Annotated in this window: 16 protein-coding genes; 2 read left to right on the top strand and 14 right to left on the bottom strand. The window is 71.5% G+C overall.

Annotated features, from left to right (window positions below; translation table 11 throughout):
- Positions 1 to 7: 7 nt before the first annotated feature.
- The 3 genes from KSNIM_RS35550 to dnaK are packed head-to-tail and all read right to left on the bottom strand — an operon-like array spanning position 8 to position 3,488.
- Positions 8 to 985 (bottom strand): DnaJ C-terminal domain-containing protein, encoded by a 978-nt coding sequence (locus KSNIM_RS35550; RefSeq protein WP_263107304.1) that lies wholly within the window; start codon positions 983 to 985, stop codon positions 8 to 10.
- Positions 986 to 992: 7 nt separating this feature from the next.
- Positions 993 to 1,565, bottom strand: a complete 573-nt coding sequence (locus tag KSNIM_RS35545; protein WP_263107303.1) for a nucleotide exchange factor GrpE — start codon at positions 1,563 to 1,565, stop codon at positions 993 to 995.
- Positions 1,566 to 1,574: 9 nt separating this feature from the next.
- Positions 1,575 to 3,488, bottom strand: a complete 1,914-nt coding sequence (dnaK, locus tag KSNIM_RS35540; RefSeq protein WP_263107302.1) for a molecular chaperone DnaK — start codon at positions 3,486 to 3,488, stop codon at positions 1,575 to 1,577.
- Positions 3,489 to 4,051: 563 nt separating this feature from the next.
- Here dnaK and KSNIM_RS35535 point away from each other — a divergent pair.
- The gene (locus tag KSNIM_RS35535; RefSeq protein ID WP_263107301.1) at positions 4,052 to 5,602 is read left to right on the top strand and encodes a PucR family transcriptional regulator; all 1,551 of its coding nucleotides are present in this window, start codon (positions 4,052 to 4,054) and stop codon (positions 5,600 to 5,602) included.
- Between the two features lie 209 nt (positions 5,603 to 5,811).
- On the opposite strand, the gene KSNIM_RS35530 is transcribed toward KSNIM_RS35535, so the two are convergent.
- From KSNIM_RS35530 to KSNIM_RS35500, 7 genes are all read right to left on the bottom strand, one after another.
- Complete coding sequence (locus KSNIM_RS35530; RefSeq protein ID WP_263107300.1) at positions 5,812 to 6,936, bottom strand: hypothetical protein; 1,125 nt, start codon at positions 6,934 to 6,936, stop codon at positions 5,812 to 5,814.
- A 259-nt stretch (positions 6,937 to 7,195) separates the two neighbouring features.
- On the bottom strand, positions 7,196 to 7,429 hold the full coding sequence (locus KSNIM_RS35525; protein ID WP_263107299.1) for a DUF6296 family protein: 234 nt from the start codon (positions 7,427 to 7,429) through the stop codon (positions 7,196 to 7,198).
- A gap of 13 nt (positions 7,430 to 7,442) precedes the next feature.
- Entirely contained in the window at positions 7,443 to 7,847 is a 405-nt protein-coding gene (locus KSNIM_RS35520) for an STAS domain-containing protein (RefSeq protein WP_263107298.1), read from the bottom strand.
- 139 nt (positions 7,848 to 7,986) lie between these two features.
- Positions 7,987 to 8,385 (bottom strand): DUF2267 domain-containing protein, encoded by a 399-nt coding sequence (locus KSNIM_RS35515; protein WP_263107297.1) that lies wholly within the window; start codon positions 8,383 to 8,385, stop codon positions 7,987 to 7,989.
- 57 nt (positions 8,386 to 8,442) lie between these two features.
- Complete coding sequence (locus KSNIM_RS35510) at positions 8,443 to 8,847, bottom strand: DUF2267 domain-containing protein (RefSeq protein ID WP_263107296.1); 405 nt, start codon at positions 8,845 to 8,847, stop codon at positions 8,443 to 8,445.
- 45 nt (positions 8,848 to 8,892) lie between these two features.
- Complete coding sequence (locus KSNIM_RS35505) at positions 8,893 to 9,042, bottom strand: hypothetical protein (RefSeq protein ID WP_263107295.1); 150 nt, start codon at positions 9,040 to 9,042, stop codon at positions 8,893 to 8,895.
- A 274-nt stretch (positions 9,043 to 9,316) separates the two neighbouring features.
- Positions 9,317 to 9,751, bottom strand: a complete 435-nt coding sequence (locus KSNIM_RS35500) for an Hsp20/alpha crystallin family protein (protein WP_263107294.1) — start codon at positions 9,749 to 9,751, stop codon at positions 9,317 to 9,319.
- Between the two features lie 109 nt (positions 9,752 to 9,860).
- Between KSNIM_RS35500 and KSNIM_RS35495 the strand changes: the two genes are divergently transcribed.
- Positions 9,861 to 10,550 carry a type III effector protein gene (locus tag KSNIM_RS35495; RefSeq protein ID WP_263107293.1) on the top strand — a complete coding sequence of 230 codons (690 nt, stop codon included), beginning with the start codon at positions 9,861 to 9,863 and terminating at the stop codon, positions 10,548 to 10,550.
- A gap of 483 nt (positions 10,551 to 11,033) precedes the next feature.
- Here the strand turns inward: KSNIM_RS35495 and aspA are convergent, their stop codons facing one another.
- From aspA to KSNIM_RS35475, 4 genes are all read right to left on the bottom strand, one after another.
- A complete protein-coding gene (gene aspA / locus KSNIM_RS35490; RefSeq protein ID WP_263107292.1) occupies positions 11,034 to 12,446 on the bottom strand; it encodes an aspartate ammonia-lyase in 1,413 nt (470 codons plus the stop codon).
- A 43-nt stretch (positions 12,447 to 12,489) separates the two neighbouring features.
- Positions 12,490 to 13,506, bottom strand: coding sequence for an asparaginase (locus tag KSNIM_RS35485; RefSeq protein WP_263107291.1), 1,017 nt, complete (start codon positions 13,504 to 13,506; stop codon positions 12,490 to 12,492).
- 97 nt (positions 13,507 to 13,603) lie between these two features.
- On the bottom strand, positions 13,604 to 15,043 hold the full coding sequence (locus tag KSNIM_RS35480) for an amino acid permease (RefSeq protein WP_263107290.1): 1,440 nt from the start codon (positions 15,041 to 15,043) through the stop codon (positions 13,604 to 13,606).
- On the bottom strand, positions 15,040 to 15,717 hold the full coding sequence (locus KSNIM_RS35475) for a FadR/GntR family transcriptional regulator (RefSeq protein WP_263108235.1): 678 nt from the start codon (positions 15,715 to 15,717) through the stop codon (positions 15,040 to 15,042). Before KSNIM_RS35475 ends, KSNIM_RS35480 begins: the two co-directional genes overlap by 4 nt.
- Positions 15,718 to 16,774: the final 1,057 nt, after the last annotated feature.

Below are 16,774 nucleotides of genomic sequence, written 5' to 3'. Positions count from 1 at the left end.
TCGGCTCTCATGTCTGCTTCCTCGGGTCGAAGGAGGAGACGGCGGCCAGTTCCTCGAACAGCTCGCGCTCGCGCGGGGTGGGCGAGGGCGGCACCATCACCTGGATTTCGGCGTAGAGGTGACCGGGGGAACCTTTGGGGTCGGGCATCCCCTCGTTGCGCAGCCGCAGCCTGCGGCCGGTGGAGGTACCGGGCGGCACATGCACCTTGACCGTCCCGCCCGGACCGGAGACCGGCACCGTCGCCCCCAGCGCGGCCTCCCAGGCGGTCACCGGCAGTTCGACGTGGATGTCGCGCCCGACGAGCCGATAGCGGGGATGGGGGGCGATGCGGACCACCAGATAGAGATCCCCGGCGGAACCCGGGCCGCGGCCCCGGCCGCCCTCCCCCGCGAGCCGAATGCGCTGCCCGTCGACGACGCCGGCCGGGATGGTGACGTCGTAGCTGCGCTCCCCGCCGGGACCGCCGAGGGTGATCTTCCGCCGGCCGCCGCGGTACGCCTCCTCCACACTGAGCGTGAGTTCGGCCTCCTGGTCCGCGCCGGGGATGGGGCTGCCCCGTCCGGCGCCCCCCGCCCGGCCGCCGAACATACCTCCGAAGAGATCTTCGAAGTCCACGCCAGAGGCGCCGAAGCCGGTCTCCGTCCAGGTGCGGGCGCCTGCCCGGTCGGCGCCCCGGGCGCCTCCGAAGGGACTGCCGCGGTACGCGCCGGCTCCGCCGCCGAAGCCCTGGCCGGCCGCGACACGCTCGTCGTAGTCCTCCGGAATCTGCCGGAAGTCGGGGCCGAACCGGTCGTAGCGGGACCGGGTGTCGGGGTCGGACAGCACGCTGTATGCCTCGTTGATCTGCTTGAAGCGCTCCTCCGCGGCCGGATCACGGTTGACGTCCGGATGGTAGCGGCGGGCCAGGGTACGGAACGCCCGCTGGATCTCGGCGGCGTCGGCGGTCCGGGGGACGCCCAGCACCTCGTAGTAGTCGTCTGCCATGGCGGGCTCACTCCTGCTTGCGGCTGACCGCTACCGCGGCCGGCCGCAGCTGGTGGCCGGGTTCGCCGTACCCGGGCCGCAGCACCTGGACGACGGTGCCCGCAGTTGTGTCCGGTCCATCCACCACGGACACCACCTCGTGCTGCTCTGGGTGGAACGGGACGCCGGTCTCGTCGTACCGGGGGTAGCCGAGGCTTCTCAGCACCTCGACTGCCTGGTCGCGTACCGCCCGGACTCCGCTGACGATCGTGCCGGGGTCGTCGGCGCCCGCGTGGGCGAGGGCCAGTTCGAGGTTGTCGACGACCGGGAGGAACGCCGCGGCCACCTTGGCCCGCTCAGCCTCCCGTTCCCGGGGAAGCTCACGGGCGTAACGCTTGCGGAGGTTGTCGAGGTCAGCGAGGGCTCGCCGCCACCGATCCTCCAGCTCCTCGACCTCGGGGCGGCGGGGCGGCTGCTCCTGCTCCCCGGCTTCGGGGGCCCGTGGGATCGTCTGCGGTGTGGGCGTCCGCTTCGGCGACGTCTGCTCGGGCTCGGGAGGAGAGCGGTCCTCGGCGGGACGCGTCTGTTCCTTATCGGACATGTCGCCGCCTCAGCTCCTGTCGAATTCGGCGTCGATGACGTCGTCGTCGCCCCGCGGGGAGCCGCCCTTGGCACCCTGGCCGGGCGCCGCCGCGCCGGGCGGGGTTCCGCCCCCGGCTTCGCCCGGTCCGGCGGCGTGGGCGGCCAGCGCCGCGTAGATCTGCTGGAGTTCGGAGGCCAGGCTCCGGGATCGTTCCGTCGGCGCCTCCTCCTTGACAGCGGAACGGGCCTCGTCGATGAGCAGTTGGGCGCGGGCGCGCTCGTGCTCCGGAGCGGCGTCGCCGAGGTCGTCCAATCGGCGCTCCACCTGGTATGCGGCGGCGTCGAGCTCGTTGCGGGCGTCGATCGCCTCGCGCAGGGCCAGGTCGCTGGTGCGGTTGCTCTCGGCCTCGTTGATCATCCGCTCGACCTCGGCGGGGTCGAGGTTGGAGCCCTCACTGATGGTGATCGACTGCTCGGCGCCAGTGTCCCGGTCCTTGGCGCTGACCTTGAGGATGCCGTTGGCGTCGATGTCGAAGGTGACCTCGATCTGGGTCTCCCCGCGCCGGGCCGGCCGCAGGTTCTCCAACCGGAAGCGGCCCAGCACCCGGTTGTCGGCGGCCAGCTCGCGTTCGCCCTGGAGCACGACGATATCCACGGCCGGCTGGTTGTCCTCAGCCGTCGAGAAGGTCTCGGACCGGCGGGCGGGGATGGTGGTGTTCCGATCGATGATCTTGGTCATCACGCCGCCGGCTGTCTCCACGCCCAGCGACAGCGGGGTGACGTCCAGCAGCAGGACGTCCTTGACCTCGCCCTTGAGCACGCCGGCCTGGATGGCGGCGCCCAGCGCCACGACCTCGTCGGGGTTGACGCTCATGTTCGGGTCCTTGCCGCCGGTCAGCCGGCGGACCAGGTTCTGCACGGCCGGAATGCGGGTCGAGCCGCCGACGAGGATGACCTCGTCGATGTCGTTGTCGGTGACCTTGGCGTCGCCCATCGCGGTCCTGACCGGCTCGAGGCAACGCTCCACCAGGTCCGAGGTGATCTGCTCGAAGGTGGAGCGGCGGACCGTCTCGGTGAGGTGCTTCGGCCCGGAGGCGTCCGCCGTGATGAACGGCAGGCTCACCTGGGTCTGGCTGACCGAACTCAGCTCGGTCTTCGCCTTCTCGGCCGCCTCGAACAGTCGCTGCAGAGCCTGCGGGTCCTTGCGCAGGTCGATGCCCTCGGCCTTCTGGAAGCCGTCCGCCAGGTGGTCCACCAGACGGCGGTCGAAGTCGTCGCCGCCCAGGTGGGAGTCGCCCGCCGTGGCGCGGACCTCCACCACACCGTCGCCGACGTCCAGCAGGCTGACGTCGAACGTGCCGCCGCCGAGGTCGAAGACCATGACCGTCTCGTGGCCCTTCTTGTCCAGCCCGTAGGCCAGCGCCGCGGCGGTCGGCTCGTTGATGATCCGCAGCACGTCGAGGCCGGCGATCCTCCCGGCGTCCTTGGTGGCCTGGCGCTGGGCGTCGTTGAAGTAGGCAGGTACGGTGATGACCGCCTCGGTCACCTTCTCGCCGAGCGACTTCCCGGCATCGTCGGCGAGCTTGCGCAGCACCTGCGCGCTGATCTCCTCCGGCGCGTACTGCTTTCCCCTCACCTCGAAGCGGGCCACCCCGCCGGGCCCCTCGACGACGTCGAAGGAGACCGCCTTGGCCTCGTCGGAGATCTCGTCGTAGCGACGTCCGATGAACCGCTTCGCGGAGGTGATGGTGCCTTTGGGGTTGAGGATCGACTGCCGGCGCGCGAGCTGTCCGACCAGCCGCTGGCCGTCATCGGAGAAGGCGACCACCGACGGGGTCGTCCTGGCCCCCTCCGCATTCGGGACGACCGAGGGCTCACCGCCCTCCCAGACCGCGATGACCGAGTTGGTGGTGCCGAGATCGATGCCAACTGCCTTCGCCATGGGAATCTCCTCCGTCGCGACGCGGGACCGGCCGGCGGGCAGCCAGGCGTACCGACGGCATGCCACACCAAGGAGCAGCCTCGCGCGGTACGCGGCGCACTTCCTCGCCTCGGCAGGACCAATCCGCGCTGCGGTTCCGGTCCCCGAGGACGGGGACCGAAACGGTTCGGTCGTGGGAACGCGTGTCGAGCGGCGTAGCGTGTAACCCAGGGAGGCCGCTGTCGAGTGCAAATGGACTTGCTATGGACGCTGTGCCTTCTCCGACCGCCGGTCCCCTCCACCCCGTCCCGCAGCCGGCGGCCGCGCAACACGCACTGCTACGCCTGGTGACGGTCATGCTCGACGGTGAGGACGAGCGCGAGGTGCTGTGGGGGGGCATGGCAGCGATCGCCGCCACCGGCCCTTTCATCGCCGAAGCGGCTTATGCCATCCACAACGGTCTGGCGCGGCGCTGCTCACCACGCCGGGTGGCTTCCTCCGCGGTCGCCCGGCCGGGGGATGGGGCGTGGGAACCTGAGGGGAGCCGGGCCGGCGAGGCCCCAGCTGAAGCAGCCGCTGCCGACGTGGTGGCCGCCGACCTGCTCGACCGGCGGATCGACTCTCTGGACGGCCGCAGCCGCCACCTGCACAAGCCGGGCGGACTGTGGGTGCGGGCCATCGCACTGCGGTACCGGGAAACCTGCCTCGGCTATCTCGTCGTCCGGTCCCTGACCACACCCTCGGCCGAGGAGACCGCCCTGACCGATCTGCTCGCGCGGCAGACCGGGATAGTCCTCGCGCGTCTCACCAGGCGCCGCGGCGAGCCAGCCGCCGGGTCGGAGGACATGCCGGGGAGCGGGGACCCGTTTGATGCCGGGAACCCGCCGGAGCGCGAGGACGGGTCACCCGCCGTGGCTCTCGGCAAGAGAACTGCCTTCGCCCTGGCCTCGCGGCTCGCCACCTATGATGCGCTCTCCCGCGCCGCCGTCTCCGGCAGGGGCGAGGCGGGAATCCTCCAGACCCTGCACGAGCACACAGGATTCGCGGCCCTCACCGAGGACCGCTTCGGCAATCCGCGGGCCTGGGCGGGCCCCCCCGGAGGTGGCCCCCAGAGGGGAGTCGGCAGCGGAACCCGCCCCGGGTCGGAGAACCGGCGCCGGGACGCCCTGATGCACCGCGCGCGGCGCCAGCCCGGCGCCGTCCGGGACCGTGACCGGCTGGTCATGCCCATAGAGATGGCGGGAGACCTGCTCGGTGTCGTCGTGCTGGATGATCCGGACCAGCGGGCGGCGGAAGCGGACACATCGGCGCTCGAACAGGCCGCTCGGGTGCTGGCCCCCCTTCTCTTCCACGAGCGCAGACTGGCTGAGCTGGAGCCCCGGCTGCGCCGCGACCTGGTCGACCAGCTGGTCTCAGGCGAGGGGACCGAGGACGCCTTCACCCAGGCAGCAGCCCTGGGCCACGACCTGCACCGGCCGCACAGAGTCGCCGTACTGGAGTGGCCGGGGGCACCCGAGGGGGCCGTGCTCTGCGACGCGGTGACACGGGCGGCGGAGCGGCTGCGCCGGGACGTGCTCATCGGCTCTCGTGGCGCGACAGCGGTCGTCCTGGTGGCCGGTGAGGACCCGCGTGATCCGGGAGAGGAGCTGTACAGGGCCGTCTCGGAGGGCCTGGGCACCGGCGCAGGCGCGATCGGGGTCGGCGGCCGGTGCGAGGTCCTCGCCGATCTGCCGCAGTCCTACGACGAGGCCGTCCGTGCCCTCGCCGTCCGCCGCCGTTCCCAGGACCCGTACGGCAGTACCGCCTTCGACGAGCTGGGCCTGTGCCGCATGATGGGCACCGGCGAAGGCGAGCGGGAAGCCGACCTCTTCGTCCACGTATGGCTGGGCCGCCTGCTGGACTACGACGCCCAGCACCACACCGAGCTGGTGATGACACTCTCGCGCTACCTGGAGAGCGGCTGCAGCTACGACGCGACCTCTGAGATGCTCCTCATCCACCGCAGCACGGTCCGCTACCGCCTCCAGCGCATCGGCGAGATCACCGGCCACGACCTCGGCGTCGTCGAGACACGCCTCAACCTGCACATTGCCACCCACATCCGCAACGTGCTCGACCCAAACCCACCGCGTTGAGTCGCGGGCGAGCCCGTGGTGGTCACGTCGGGTGACGATCCTGCGAGCAGCCGCTCCGTCACCGTCAGACCGCCTCGGAGCAGCGCCGCGCGGTGCTGGCCCGGCCCTTCGCGCGAGGACCTGCCACAGATCGGCTGACACGACTGCCGGCCTCCCGCGGGTCCAGGACGCGAACTCACCGGTACGAGCCCCGGCCGGCCCGCATGCGGTCACTGGTCACCGTGGTCGTCGTGCAGCAGTTTGCGACGTTCCTGTTCGCGCTTGGAGTAGGCGGCTGCCCGGATCGCCTCGTCGCTCTCCAAGCCCGATCCGAGGGCGCCGCCAACGGTGGCGACCGAGGCGACAAACCAGGACAACGTCCAGTACTCCGTGGCGTTGAGCGGGGTACGTGTCATGGAAGCGAACACTCGGTCGTTGAGGATGAACAGCGCCCACACCCAGTTGATGACCATCAAACCCACGTAGCAGACGAGCACCCCGATCCCCACGGTCACGACGGTAGAGGCGTTGTAGAGAGCCGCCCTCTGCCTCGCCTCCGGCGAGCTCTCCGGTGATCGATGCCACAGGTTCGCGTCCACGATCAGCCAGCCGATCATGGTCGCCACAGACCCGACCGTGGCGATCACGAGGCGTGGCGTGCTCAGGGACGCGGCCAGGCTCCAGACGGTGGAGTTCACGGTGGCGACTGCTCCCGTGGCCAGTGCGGCCGCCAGGGCTTTCGACAAGCCCGTCACCAACCGCCACGGCCGGTTGGCGCGGACCATACCGGCGAGCACCCGCAGGTAACCGCGCGGCCCGCTGACGACGTACCGAACATCGTCGGTCTCCCTCTCACCGGATTGGCCCGCATGAACAGGCGGGAGTCGATTGACGACGGGCCCCGGAAGCGGCTGACGTCGCAGAGGTCCTTCATCCCCAGTGGTTTGCGGACCCGCCAGGCCGAGCACGGCTTCCTCAACGGCCTGCCGGGCCCTCGTCTGCAGCCGCAGGCCCCCCAGTGAAGGAAGGGAGAGCAGCACCAAGCCGTCTTGGTGATTCAGACACACAGCGAGCCTGCGCCCGTGTGAGTGCAGCGGAAGGTCGGTGAGGGCCACGACGATGTCCCAGTTCTCCGCACGCCCACGGTCCATGATCCGGCGCATCAAGGTGGGCGGGTCCTCGGTCCCCGAGGTGAAGGGCTCACTGACCACCTCGACGTCGAACCGTCGCCCCTGGCCTGACTTGTCGGCGAGCCGGTCAGGAAGTGTCCGGGCCATGCGCTGAGCGATCTCCGTCGGCGCGTCCGGGTCCGCGAGGAGCGCCACGACCGTTACGCCCTGCGACGACACCGGCATCGTTGGACCCTTCTCGCGTTGGTTCCCGCGATCGCAAGTGCCCACAGGATGCCCCCGGGGTGGCGTCGGCGCCATGTGACACGCTGGCTCCCGCCGGCCGGTGCGGGCGGTACGGCCAGACTGCCTCGTTCTCCCAGGACAGGGCCTGCTCTCACCACCGAGGTCATGATCGCGTGTCAGCGCGAACAGCCGAGGGCAGCGGCGGCGGTGACGAAGATCCGGTCTTGGTGCCCGGGAACCGAGGGCGGCGAGCACCGGGTCAGGGCAGTGGCACGGCGTGAAGGCAGGTATGGCGGCCGGGCCCCGGCATCGCGGTGAGCGGCCGGGCCGCCTCTCCTTCGATCGCCACCCGGAATGCGCCCGCCTCATCTGCGTACACCGGCGCCCCGGCAGCGGTGTACGCGCCGGTGGGATGGACGACGACGACCTCGGGCGGCCCGTGCCGACCGGGCGGGCCGGGCAGGGTGACCGCGTAGCGCCGGGGTCTGTCCATCGGTCGCCTCGCCTCATCCGGTGTGCGGTTCGGTGGTGGCCAGGGCGGCGCGGACGCTGTCGTGGATGGTGAGCACCTCGTCGGCGCCGGTGATCTCCAGCAGTCGGCAGGTCTGGGGGGTGGGTGCCGCGAGCACGAGTGGAATGCCGGCGGCGCAGGAGGCGATCCGGGTCTTGAGGAGCGCGTTGAGGCAGGTGGAGTCACAGAAGGTGAGGCCTGCGAGGTCCACGACCAGTCGGGGCGGGCACTCGGCCACGGCACGCTCGAGCGCGCTCTCCAGCCGCCGGCGCTGGTCGTGGTCGCTCTCGCCGTGGAGGTGGAGGACCTGGGCGGTGCCGCTGATGGTCGTGGTGGTGATCCGCAGCAGCGGCACGCAGACACCCGCGTTTTCGGAGCGTGTGCCGTTCCGGGAGGACATGAGGGCTCCCTTCCGGCCGGGGAAAGGTGTCCGTTCGCAAGCCTGCCCCGGGCCGGTGGCCTCGGCCGAGAGGACGCGATCGCCGAAACGAAGGCCCGCCGTCGAAGCGCTCCCGCGCCGGCGGGTCGGACCCGCTGCTTCAGGCGACGGCCGCCAGGTCCGCGCGGCCGAACAGCAGGGCGTAGCCGCGGGGCAGGTGGGCGAGGAGGCGGTCGGTGAGGTTGTCGTCGGTGAGGGTGGTGAGGGCGGCCAGGACGGAGGAGGCGTCCCAGCGGGCGGCGGTCAGGCTGGTGCCCAGAGTGTGGGCGAGGCTCTCGACGAAGGCGGGGGCGGTGATGGGACGGGGCAGGGGGATCTGGGCGGCAAAGACGGCGCGGGCCCGTTCGGGCAGCACCGCGGCGAGGTCGCAGCGTTCGTCTCCGGTCAGCTGGGTGCCGAGGAGGGCCAGGACGGCGTCCAGGACGCGTTCGGCTTCCTCGTCGGTGGTGTAGCGGCCGAGGTTGCGGACCTGCTGGAGAAGGTGGCGGTGGCGGGTCATGACCGTGGGGCCTTCCAGGGGCTGGCCGCCGGCGGGCCAGCGGCGCGTGAGGGGTGGTCAGGGTCGGGTCCCTGCGGTCCGGCGGCCGAACAGCAGGTCGTAGCCGGGTGGCAGCTGGAGCAGGATGCGCCCGGTGAGGTCGTCGCCGGCGGCGTCGGCCACCGTGGACAGGACGGCGCCGATGTCCCACAGGGCCGTGGCTTCGGTGGCGCCCTCGATCCAGGCCGCGGTCGCCCGTACGAAGCGTTCCCGGCTGAGCGGCTCGGCGGCCTGCAGGGGGTTGAGCAGGATCAGGGCCATCGTCTCGGGCAGGCGGGCGGCCAGTTCGGCGCGCACGTCGCCGACCAGGTGGGCGCCGAGCAGGGCCAGGACGACCCGGGCGGCGCGCTCGGCCTCCTGCGGGGTGTCGTACTCACCGCGTTCCTGGACTTCCTCCAGGAACGCCTCCCATCGAAGAGTCACCGCGGTTCTCCCTTCGTCCCAAGGGCCGGTGCGACCGGGCGCCGGTCAGGGCTCGACGGTCAGGCGCCGGTGCACACCGGTGAGCTTGTGCGGCCGCACCGGGCAGCGGCTGGTTCCGCGCAGGGCCGGGCGCCTGCCGCTGCGGTCGGCCTGGTTGCGGGCCCGGACAGGGGCGCCCGGGCCCGCGCAGTCCATGAACGTCACCTCCGGCGCTCGAGCACCGTCTCCCGGTGCGACCCGTGCGCGGGCTGCCGGCTCGCCGCGCGAGCGCGGGGCGGTGTCGGGGTCGATCTCGCCGTGTGCCCGCACCACGAAGGGTTCGCTGCTCTCTGGCCGTTCACGGCGTTGCCCCGTCTCAGCGGGTGGGCCGGACTCGGCGAGGGTGTCCGGCGGTCGGGGGGTGTTCCGGCCGCCCCTTCGACCGAGGGGGGAGAGATCGGGGGCGGCACGGAACGGCATCGGGGAGCGGTCAGGCCCGGATCTGCTTGCGGTCGCCGTTGTGGGCGATCGCGATCTTGCGAGGCTTGGCCTTCTCGGCGACCGGGATCTTCAGGGTCAGCACGCCGGCGTCGTAGTCGGCGCTGATCCCGGCGGGGTCGAGGGTGTCGGAGAGCATGACCTGGCGGGAGAAGATGCCGAGCGGGCGCTCGGACAGCTCCCACTTCACGCCGTCGCCTTCCTGGCGCGGGCGGCGCTCGGCCTTGACGGTCACCATGTTCCGCTCGACGTCGATGTCGATCGCCTCCGGGTCCACGCCCGGCAGGTCGAAGCAGATCACGTACTCGTCGCCGGCGCGATAGGCGTCCATCGGCATCGGGGTCGGCCGGGACCACGTGCCGGTCGTGTTGATGAACTGCTGGGTCAGGCGGTCCAGCTCGCGGAACGGGTCAGTGCGCAGCAGCATCGCGAAACACCTCCACTGATCGAATGGGTGCCAGTGCGCTTCACCTGACACCTTTCTAGCGCGTCATCCATCCGATGACAAGTCGACGCGTCGCCTATAGAGTGACTGCATGAGTGAGAAGCCCCGCAGACCCGCCGCTGGTCCTCCCCAGCCGGTCGAGCCCGCCTCGTTCCTCGCGGCCGCATCCGCGCTGGCCGCCATAGACGACGCCGTCCGCACCGCCCAGAACCCCGCGCCCCGGACTCCCGCCGCCCCCGAGGCGCAGGACGGCCCCGAGCAGGCCCTGGCCGCCCTGCTGCTGCTGCGCGAGGTACGCACCCAACTCGCCGGCTGGGAAGCCGGACTCGTGGAAACCGCCCGGGAAGCCGGCGCCACGTGGGCGGAGCTCGCCCACCCCATGGGCGTCGCCAGCCGCCAGGCCGCCGAGAACCGCTACCTGCGCCTCAAACCCGCCCGCGGCTCCACCGGCGAGGAGACCGGCGCCGAGCGCGTGAAAGCCGTCCGCGACCGCCGGGCCGCCGAGCGAACGGTCACCGCCTGGGCCCGCGACAACGCCGCCGACCTGCGCGTCCTCGCGGCCCAGATCAGCGCCCTCACCGACCTGCCCGCCGGGGCACGGCCTGCCCGGGCCGCCCTCGCCACCGCCCTCGGCACGCCCGACCCTGCCGACCTCGTCGCACCGCTGAACGGCATGCGCCCCCACCTCGGCCCGGCCCACGCCGACCTCGCCACCCGCCTCGACCACCTCACCCACCACACCGACCGCCTCCGCCATGACAGCGACCAACGACGCGCCTGACCGCACCCCCGACACCACCGAAGAACGCTGGCAGCGCATCCAGGACAAGATCACGGACCTCGAACGCCGGGTCCACGAGACCGGCTCCGCGGCCATCGCCGCCATCGACACCCGCCTCGCCCACCTCGACGCCCTGCGGCAAAGCCTCGCCCGGGACCCGTGGCCCCCACGGCCGGCGCCGGCCACCGCAACGAACACCGCGCCGACCGTCCCTCCACACCCCACCGGCGCGGAAAGCCGGCCCGGGTCGCCGTTGACGACCCGTCACCCCCGCCCCGACACATCCACTTCATCGGCTTCGGCCGGCCGGCCCGGCCTTCACACGGCATCATCGTGGCGCCTGGTCGGCGCGTGACGCAGGAGATCCGGGGCCCGGCGGGTGCGGCGGTCGGTCCCCGCCGGGCGCCCTCGGCTCCCCCAGCGGTCAGAGGTCCGCGTGTGATGCGCGGCCCTCGACCGTCTCCGCCGTCCCCGCTGTTCCCGTCATCGGGCCAGGGCTGTGTCGGTCCCTGCGATCACCTCGGGCCGCAGCAGGCCGGACAGGGTCCCGGCCGGAAGGAGGCCCTTTTCGAGGACGAGTTCGGCCACGCCCCGGCCGCTGGCAAGGGCTTCCCTGGCGATGTCCGTCGCGGCCGTGTACCCGATGTAGGGGTTGAGGGCGGTCACCAGGCCGATGGAGTTCTCGACGGTAGCCCGGAGCGCCTCGGTGTTGGCCGTGATGCCGGTGACGCACCGCTCGGCGAGGATGCGGCAGGCCGCGCTGAGGTGGGTGATCGACTCGGACAGTGAGTGGAGGATGATCGGCTCGAAGGCGTTGAGCTGCAGCTGGCCGGCCTCGGCGGCCATGGTGACCGCAATGTCGTTGCCGATCACTTCGAAGGCGACCTGGTTGACGACCTCGGGGATCACCGGGTTGACCTTGCCGGGCATGATGCTCGAACCGGCCTGCACCGGCGGCAGGTTGATCTCGCCGAGGCCTGCGCGCGGGCCGGAAGACAGCAGGCGGAGGTCGTTGCAGGTCTTGGACAGTTTCACGGCGATCCGCTTGAGCACACCGGACATCTGGACGAATGCGCCGCAGTCCTGGGTGGCCTCGACCAGGTTGGCCGCCGTGACCAGGGGCAGCCCGGTGAGGCCGGCGAGGTGGCGTCGGGCGCACTCGGCGTAGCCGGCGGGGGCGTTGAGGCCGGTGCCGATGGCGGTCGCACCGAGGTTGATCTCGTGGATCAGCTCGACGGCCTCCGCGAGGCGGCTGCGGTCCTCCTCCAGCATGACGGCGAAGGCGGAGAACTCCTGTCCGAGGGTCATCGGCACGGCGTCCTGCAGCTGGGTGCGGCCCATCTTGAGCACGTCGCGGAACTCGACGGCCTTGCGGGCGAAGGCCTCCTGGAGGACGGCCATCGCGTCGAGCAGGCCCCGAACGGCGAACACGGTCGCGATTCGGACGGCGGTCGGGTAGACGTCGTTGGTGGACTGGGCGAGGTTGACGTCCTCGTTGGGGTGCAGGTGCCGGTACTCGCCCTTGGCGTGGCCGAGCAGTTCCAGTGCCCGGTTGGCGACGACCTCGTTGGCGTTCATGTTGGTCGAGGTGCCGGCACCGCCCTGGATGACGTCGACGACGAACTGGTCGTGCAGCTTGCCGTCGCGGATCTCGCGGCAGGCGGCGACGATCGCCGCGGCCTTCGCGGGTTCCAGCAGGCCGAGTTCCTCGTTGGCGAGCGCGGCGGCCTCCTTCACGGCGGCCAGCGCGTCGATCAGGTGCGGGTATGCGGAGATGGGCGTACCGGTGATGGGGAAGTTCTCGGTGGCGCGCAGGGTGTGGACGCCCCAGTAGGCATCGGCGGGGACCTCGCGGTCTCCGAGCAGGTCGTGCTCGCTGCGGGTGGCGGCGGTCATGGGGGTGTTGGTCCTCTTCTTCTTCCTGGAGCGGTGGGTGAGGTCACGCCGGGGAGGGCAGCGCCGACGGGTCCAGCGCTGCCACGGGCCGGACGCCGCCGACGGGACGGCCGCCACCGGTCGCCGGGTCGCCGGCGAACGGGGTCAGCAGCCGGGCATCGACTCCCGCGAGGGCCAGCGCGGCCGCCGCGACAGGGACCCGTGCCCGGTTCGCGCCGTCGGCGATCTTCACAGCGACGGCGCGGCCGTCCGGCAGTGCTGCGGTCTGAACGCCCTCGAAGCCGTCCTTGGCCAGCAGTCCCGGCACCGCCCGCATCAGCTCGGCCACGTCCCGCCCGGTGCCGGAGGCCATCTCCGGGTGCCCTCGCAGCGCGTCCGCCACTCGGAACTCGGGGCTGCCCGGCACCGCGGTGGCGATGCGGGCGGCGGCACGGGCGATGCCCTGAAGGGAGACGGCGAACAGCGGGGTACCGCAGCCGTCGACGGTGACGTGCGCGATGCGCTGGCCGGTGAGCTCCTCGACGGCCTCGGCGATCGCCGTCTGGAGCGGGTGGGCCGGGTCCAGGTACGTCTGCAGGGGCCAGCCGTTGAGCGTGCAGAGGTAGAGCATCGCGGCATGCTTGCCGGAGCAGTTCTGCGCGAGCCGCGACGGCGGACGGCCCTCGCGCACCCAGGCGTCGCGGACGGCCTGACCGTACGGCAGGTCGGGGACGTTGCGCAGGTCGTCCTCGGTGAGGCCGGCGAGCGCCAGGATCCGCCGAGTGCCGGCGAGGTGGCGCTCCTCGCCGGAGTGGCTGCCCATCGCGAGGGAGAGCAGGTCGCCGTCGAGCGGCAGCCCCGCCCTGACCATGGCGACGGCCTGCAGCGGTTTGAGGGCCGATCGCGGGTAGCAGGCGGCCTCGGTGTCGCCCAGCTCGAACCGGACCTCACCATCGGTGCCGAGGACGACGACGGAGCCGTAGTGGACGCCCTCGACCAGGCCGCCACGGGTGACATGGGCGACGGGCGCGTGGCGGGGCTCGCGGATCGGGGGCGCGGCCGCCGGGGGACTGCTGAGCATGACTGCCTCGATCGGTGGTGGCGTGGGGCTGCTGCCCCGGGTGCGTGCGGGCGGCGGACGTACGGCGGTCCGGTGGGAGCGCCCGGCCGCGCGGGATTCAGCCGTCGGCGCGGTCGGCGGCGCGCGCGATGCGCCCGCGGATCGAGTACCAGCCGGCGACCAGCGCTGCGGCGATCAGCGGTACGCACAGCACCGTGGTGCGTCCGGCGCCGCCGTCGGCGTACATGAGGACCAGGACGGAGGCGAGGAAGGCCAGGGTCACGAGCTCGGTCCACGGCGAGCCGGGCAGGCGGTAGCCGGGCCGGGTCAGTTCGCCGTCGCGGGTCTTCCGCCAGAACAGGAGGTGGCAGACCATGATCATGCCCCAGGTGGCGAGGATGCCGATCGCAGCGAGGTTGAGCACGATCTCGAAGGCGTCGGCGGGCACCACGAAGTTGAGGCCCACCCCGAGCACGCACATGCCGCTGGTCAGCAGGATGCCGCCGTAGGGGACCTGACTGCGGCTCATCCGGGCGGTGAAGCGGGGTGCCGACCCGTTGACGGCCATGGAGCGCAGGATGCGGCCGGTGGAGTAGAGGCCGGAGTTGAGTGAGGACATCGCCGCGGTGAGCACGACCAGGTTCATCACGCTGCCGGCCGCCGGGACGCCGATGTGGGAGAGCACCGTCACGAACGGGCTCTGGCCGGCGGAGTACTTGTTCCACGGCATCAGCATCGACAGCAGGAGGACCGAGCCGACGTAGAAGAGGCCCACCCGCCACATGATCGAGTTGATCGCCTTCGGCATGATCTTCTCGGGGTTCTCGGTCTCGCCCGCCGTGACGCCGACGAGTTCCACCGAGGCGTAGGCGAAGACGACGCCCTGGATGATCAACAGCATCGGAAGCAGGCCGTTGGGGAAGACGCCGCCGTTGGCCACGACCAGGGACGGGCCGGGCACGGCACCGTCGACCGGGTGCCGGGTGACCAGCAGGAAGATCGCGACACCCATGAAGAGCACCAGCGCGCCCACCTTCACGACCGCGAACCAGAATTCCAGCTCGCCGAAGATCCGCACCGAGATGAGGTTGACGGTGAGCACCACCGCCAGGGCCACCAGCGCGATCACCCACTGCGGGACGTCGGAGAACAGGTGCCAGTAGTGGGTGTACGTAGCCACCGCGGTGATGTCGGCGATACCGGTGGTCGCCCAGTTGAGGAAGTACATCCACCCCGCCGTGTACGCGCCCTTCTCCCCCAGGAACTCCCGGGCGTACGAGACGAAGGCGCCCGAGGAGGGGCGGTACAGGACCAGCTCGCCGAGGGCGCGAACGACGAGGAACGCGAAGACGCCGCAGACGGCGTACGCCACGAACAGGGAGGGTCCGGCATCGGCGAGCCGTCCGCCCGCACCGAGGAAGAGGCCGGTGCCGATCGCTCCGCCGATAGCGATCATGTTGACGTGCCGGGGTTTCAGGGACTTGCTGTAGCCGGCGTCGCCGGCATCGATGTGACGGGTCGTGGGGCGCTTCTCGTCCTTGAGGAACTGCTCGCTCACGCCTCGGGTATGCCTTCCGTGGGGGACGCCGTGCGCTTGGGGCGCACGATGTCGGTGAGGGTCGTCTCGACCTGACGGAGGTGGTGGGACATGGCCTCCACCGCGTCGTCTTCGGAACCGTCGATCAGGGCTTCGACGATCGCCCGGTGCTCGCAGTTCGACTGCTCGCGACGGCCGCCGAGCTCGTTGAGGAATGTCGACTGACGCGCCAGTGCGTCGCGGATCTCCTCGATGACCCGGCGGAACACCGGGTTGCCGGAGGCCTCGGCCACCGCCAGGTGGAAGACGGTGTCCAGCGCGACCCACGCGGTGGTGTCGGTCTCCCGCTCCATCCGGTCGAGAAGGTGGCCCAGGTGGTCCAGGTCTTCCGGAGTGCGGCGCAGCGCCGCATAGCCCGCGACCGGGATCTCGACGTGCCTGCGCACCTCAAGGAGGTCGCTGGCCGCGTAGTCGCCGAAGGTGGGGTCCTCGACCGTGCTCGCCACGACGAAGGTTCCCTTGCCGGTCCTCGAGACGGTCAGGCCCATGGTCTGCAAGGCCCGGAGTGCCTCCCGCAACACGGGTCGGCTTACCTCCAGGGTCCGGCAGAGCTCCGCCTCCGAGGGGAGCTTGTCACCCACGGCGTACACGCCGTGCTCGATGGCGCTGCGCAGGTGGCCGAACACCGCTTCCATTGCGCTGACGCGCCGCGGGATCGATCCACCTGTCTGGCTGTCTGACAGGTTCACAGGGCGATCTTGGGGGGTGGTGGAGACCGGTGTCAAGACTCGGGTACCGATGGGACCTGTCCGGGCCCACTCATTCGATGACCCGGGTGACTTCAGCGACCTCCACCGCGAACGGCCGGCCAGGGCCGGGGGTTGGTCACGCCTGGGCAGTGGGACGCCGAGGACGGCCTCGGCGGTGCTGCGGGGCGATCCGGGCCGGCAGACGCTCCGGGGTGCGCAGCAGCCGGCGGACAGGGATGACGGCAATTCCGCGGCAGCCGCGATGTCCTGGGCGGACATGCCGCGACGGACCAGCTCAGCGGCCGGACGGCAGCGGGTGCGGGATCGCCGTGGGCGGCCCTGCCCTGGACGCGGTCGGTGTCGCGGCGCCGGGGGCCCGCAGCGGCCGTCTGACGGTACGTGCTCCGGGGGCAGCCGTAGTCCGCGCACGACGCCTGCCCGTGACGCACCCGGCTGCGGGCCGTCCGACGCGACGGCCGCGCACCCGCCGCCTGCTCCCTGGCCCACCGTCACCGCCCGGCGCCACGGCTGGGGTCGGGTGACCTGCGTCGGCACCGTGCCCGGCCGCGACCTCGCCCAGGGAGCCGGCTGCCTGGCTGGTGCCGGTCGCCGTCGCCGGCGGCATGACCTGCCCGCGTCCGTCACCGTCAGCACCGGCACCGCCCCCGACGGGCGCCGGGTCCCACGTGGTGCACAACGGGTGCTGGCGACCCGCCGAGGTCCGGATGCCCGCAGGCCTGACCGACGTCCTGGACGGCAGCGCGCTCAACGCGCGCACAAGGTCCGACTCGGCTCCTGAGACGTACGGGTCTTCATCTTCCGCCAGCGCACAATGAATACGACTTATTTTTGGCCGCAGGTCTGCCGGACACCACCACCCATAGCGTCTCACCTGCAGTATTCACCTCCCCAGCATGATGCACTCCCATGTCAGTGGTGTTCCGTTCGTGAAAAATAGGCATGTCTATTGTCTTGACAGAGTTACTCGTCCGGCTCGATAAAT

This window comes from Kitasatospora sp. DSM 101779 (assembly GCF_025655475.1).
In the GTDB taxonomy this organism is placed as follows: Bacteria; Actinomycetota; Actinomycetes; order Streptomycetales; family Streptomycetaceae; genus Kitasatospora.
This window is presented reverse-complemented; position numbering and strand designations above follow the sequence as displayed.

What these genes read in the sequence shown, in the direction of transcription:
- KSNIM_RS35550 (WP_263107304.1), bottom strand. Translation starts at nt 985, where the DNA reads ATGGCAGACGACTACTACGAGGTGCTGGGCGTCCCCCGGACCGCCGAC.
- KSNIM_RS35545 (WP_263107303.1), bottom strand. Translation starts at nt 1,565, where the DNA reads ATGTCCGATAAGGAACAGACGCGTCCCGCCGAGGACCGCTCTCCTCCC.
- dnaK (WP_263107302.1), bottom strand. Translation starts at nt 3,488, where the DNA reads ATGGCGAAGGCAGTTGGCATCGATCTCGGCACCACCAACTCGGTCATC.
- KSNIM_RS35530 (WP_263107300.1), bottom strand. Translation starts at nt 6,936, where the DNA reads ATGCCGGTGTCGTCGCAGGGCGTAACGGTCGTGGCGCTCCTCGCGGAC.
- KSNIM_RS35525 (WP_263107299.1), bottom strand. Translation starts at nt 7,429, where the DNA reads ATGGACAGACCCCGGCGCTACGCGGTCACCCTGCCCGGCCCGCCCGGT.
- KSNIM_RS35520 (WP_263107298.1), bottom strand. Translation starts at nt 7,847, where the DNA reads ATGTCCTCCCGGAACGGCACACGCTCCGAAAACGCGGGTGTCTGCGTG.
- KSNIM_RS35515 (WP_263107297.1), bottom strand. Translation starts at nt 8,385, where the DNA reads ATGACCCGCCACCGCCACCTTCTCCAGCAGGTCCGCAACCTCGGCCGC.
- KSNIM_RS35505 (WP_263107295.1), bottom strand. Translation starts at nt 9,042, where the DNA reads ATGGACTGCGCGGGCCCGGGCGCCCCTGTCCGGGCCCGCAACCAGGCC.
- KSNIM_RS35500 (WP_263107294.1), bottom strand. Translation starts at nt 9,751, where the DNA reads ATGCTGCTGCGCACTGACCCGTTCCGCGAGCTGGACCGCCTGACCCAG.
- KSNIM_RS35495 (WP_263107293.1), top strand. Translation starts at nt 9,861, where the DNA reads ATGAGTGAGAAGCCCCGCAGACCCGCCGCTGGTCCTCCCCAGCCGGTC.
- aspA (WP_263107292.1), bottom strand. Translation starts at nt 12,446, where the DNA reads ATGACCGCCGCCACCCGCAGCGAGCACGACCTGCTCGGAGACCGCGAG.
- KSNIM_RS35485 (WP_263107291.1), bottom strand. Translation starts at nt 13,506, where the DNA reads ATGCTCAGCAGTCCCCCGGCGGCCGCGCCCCCGATCCGCGAGCCCCGC.
- KSNIM_RS35475 (WP_263108235.1), bottom strand. Translation starts at nt 15,717, where the DNA reads ATGGAAGCGGTGTTCGGCCACCTGCGCAGCGCCATCGAGCACGGCGTG.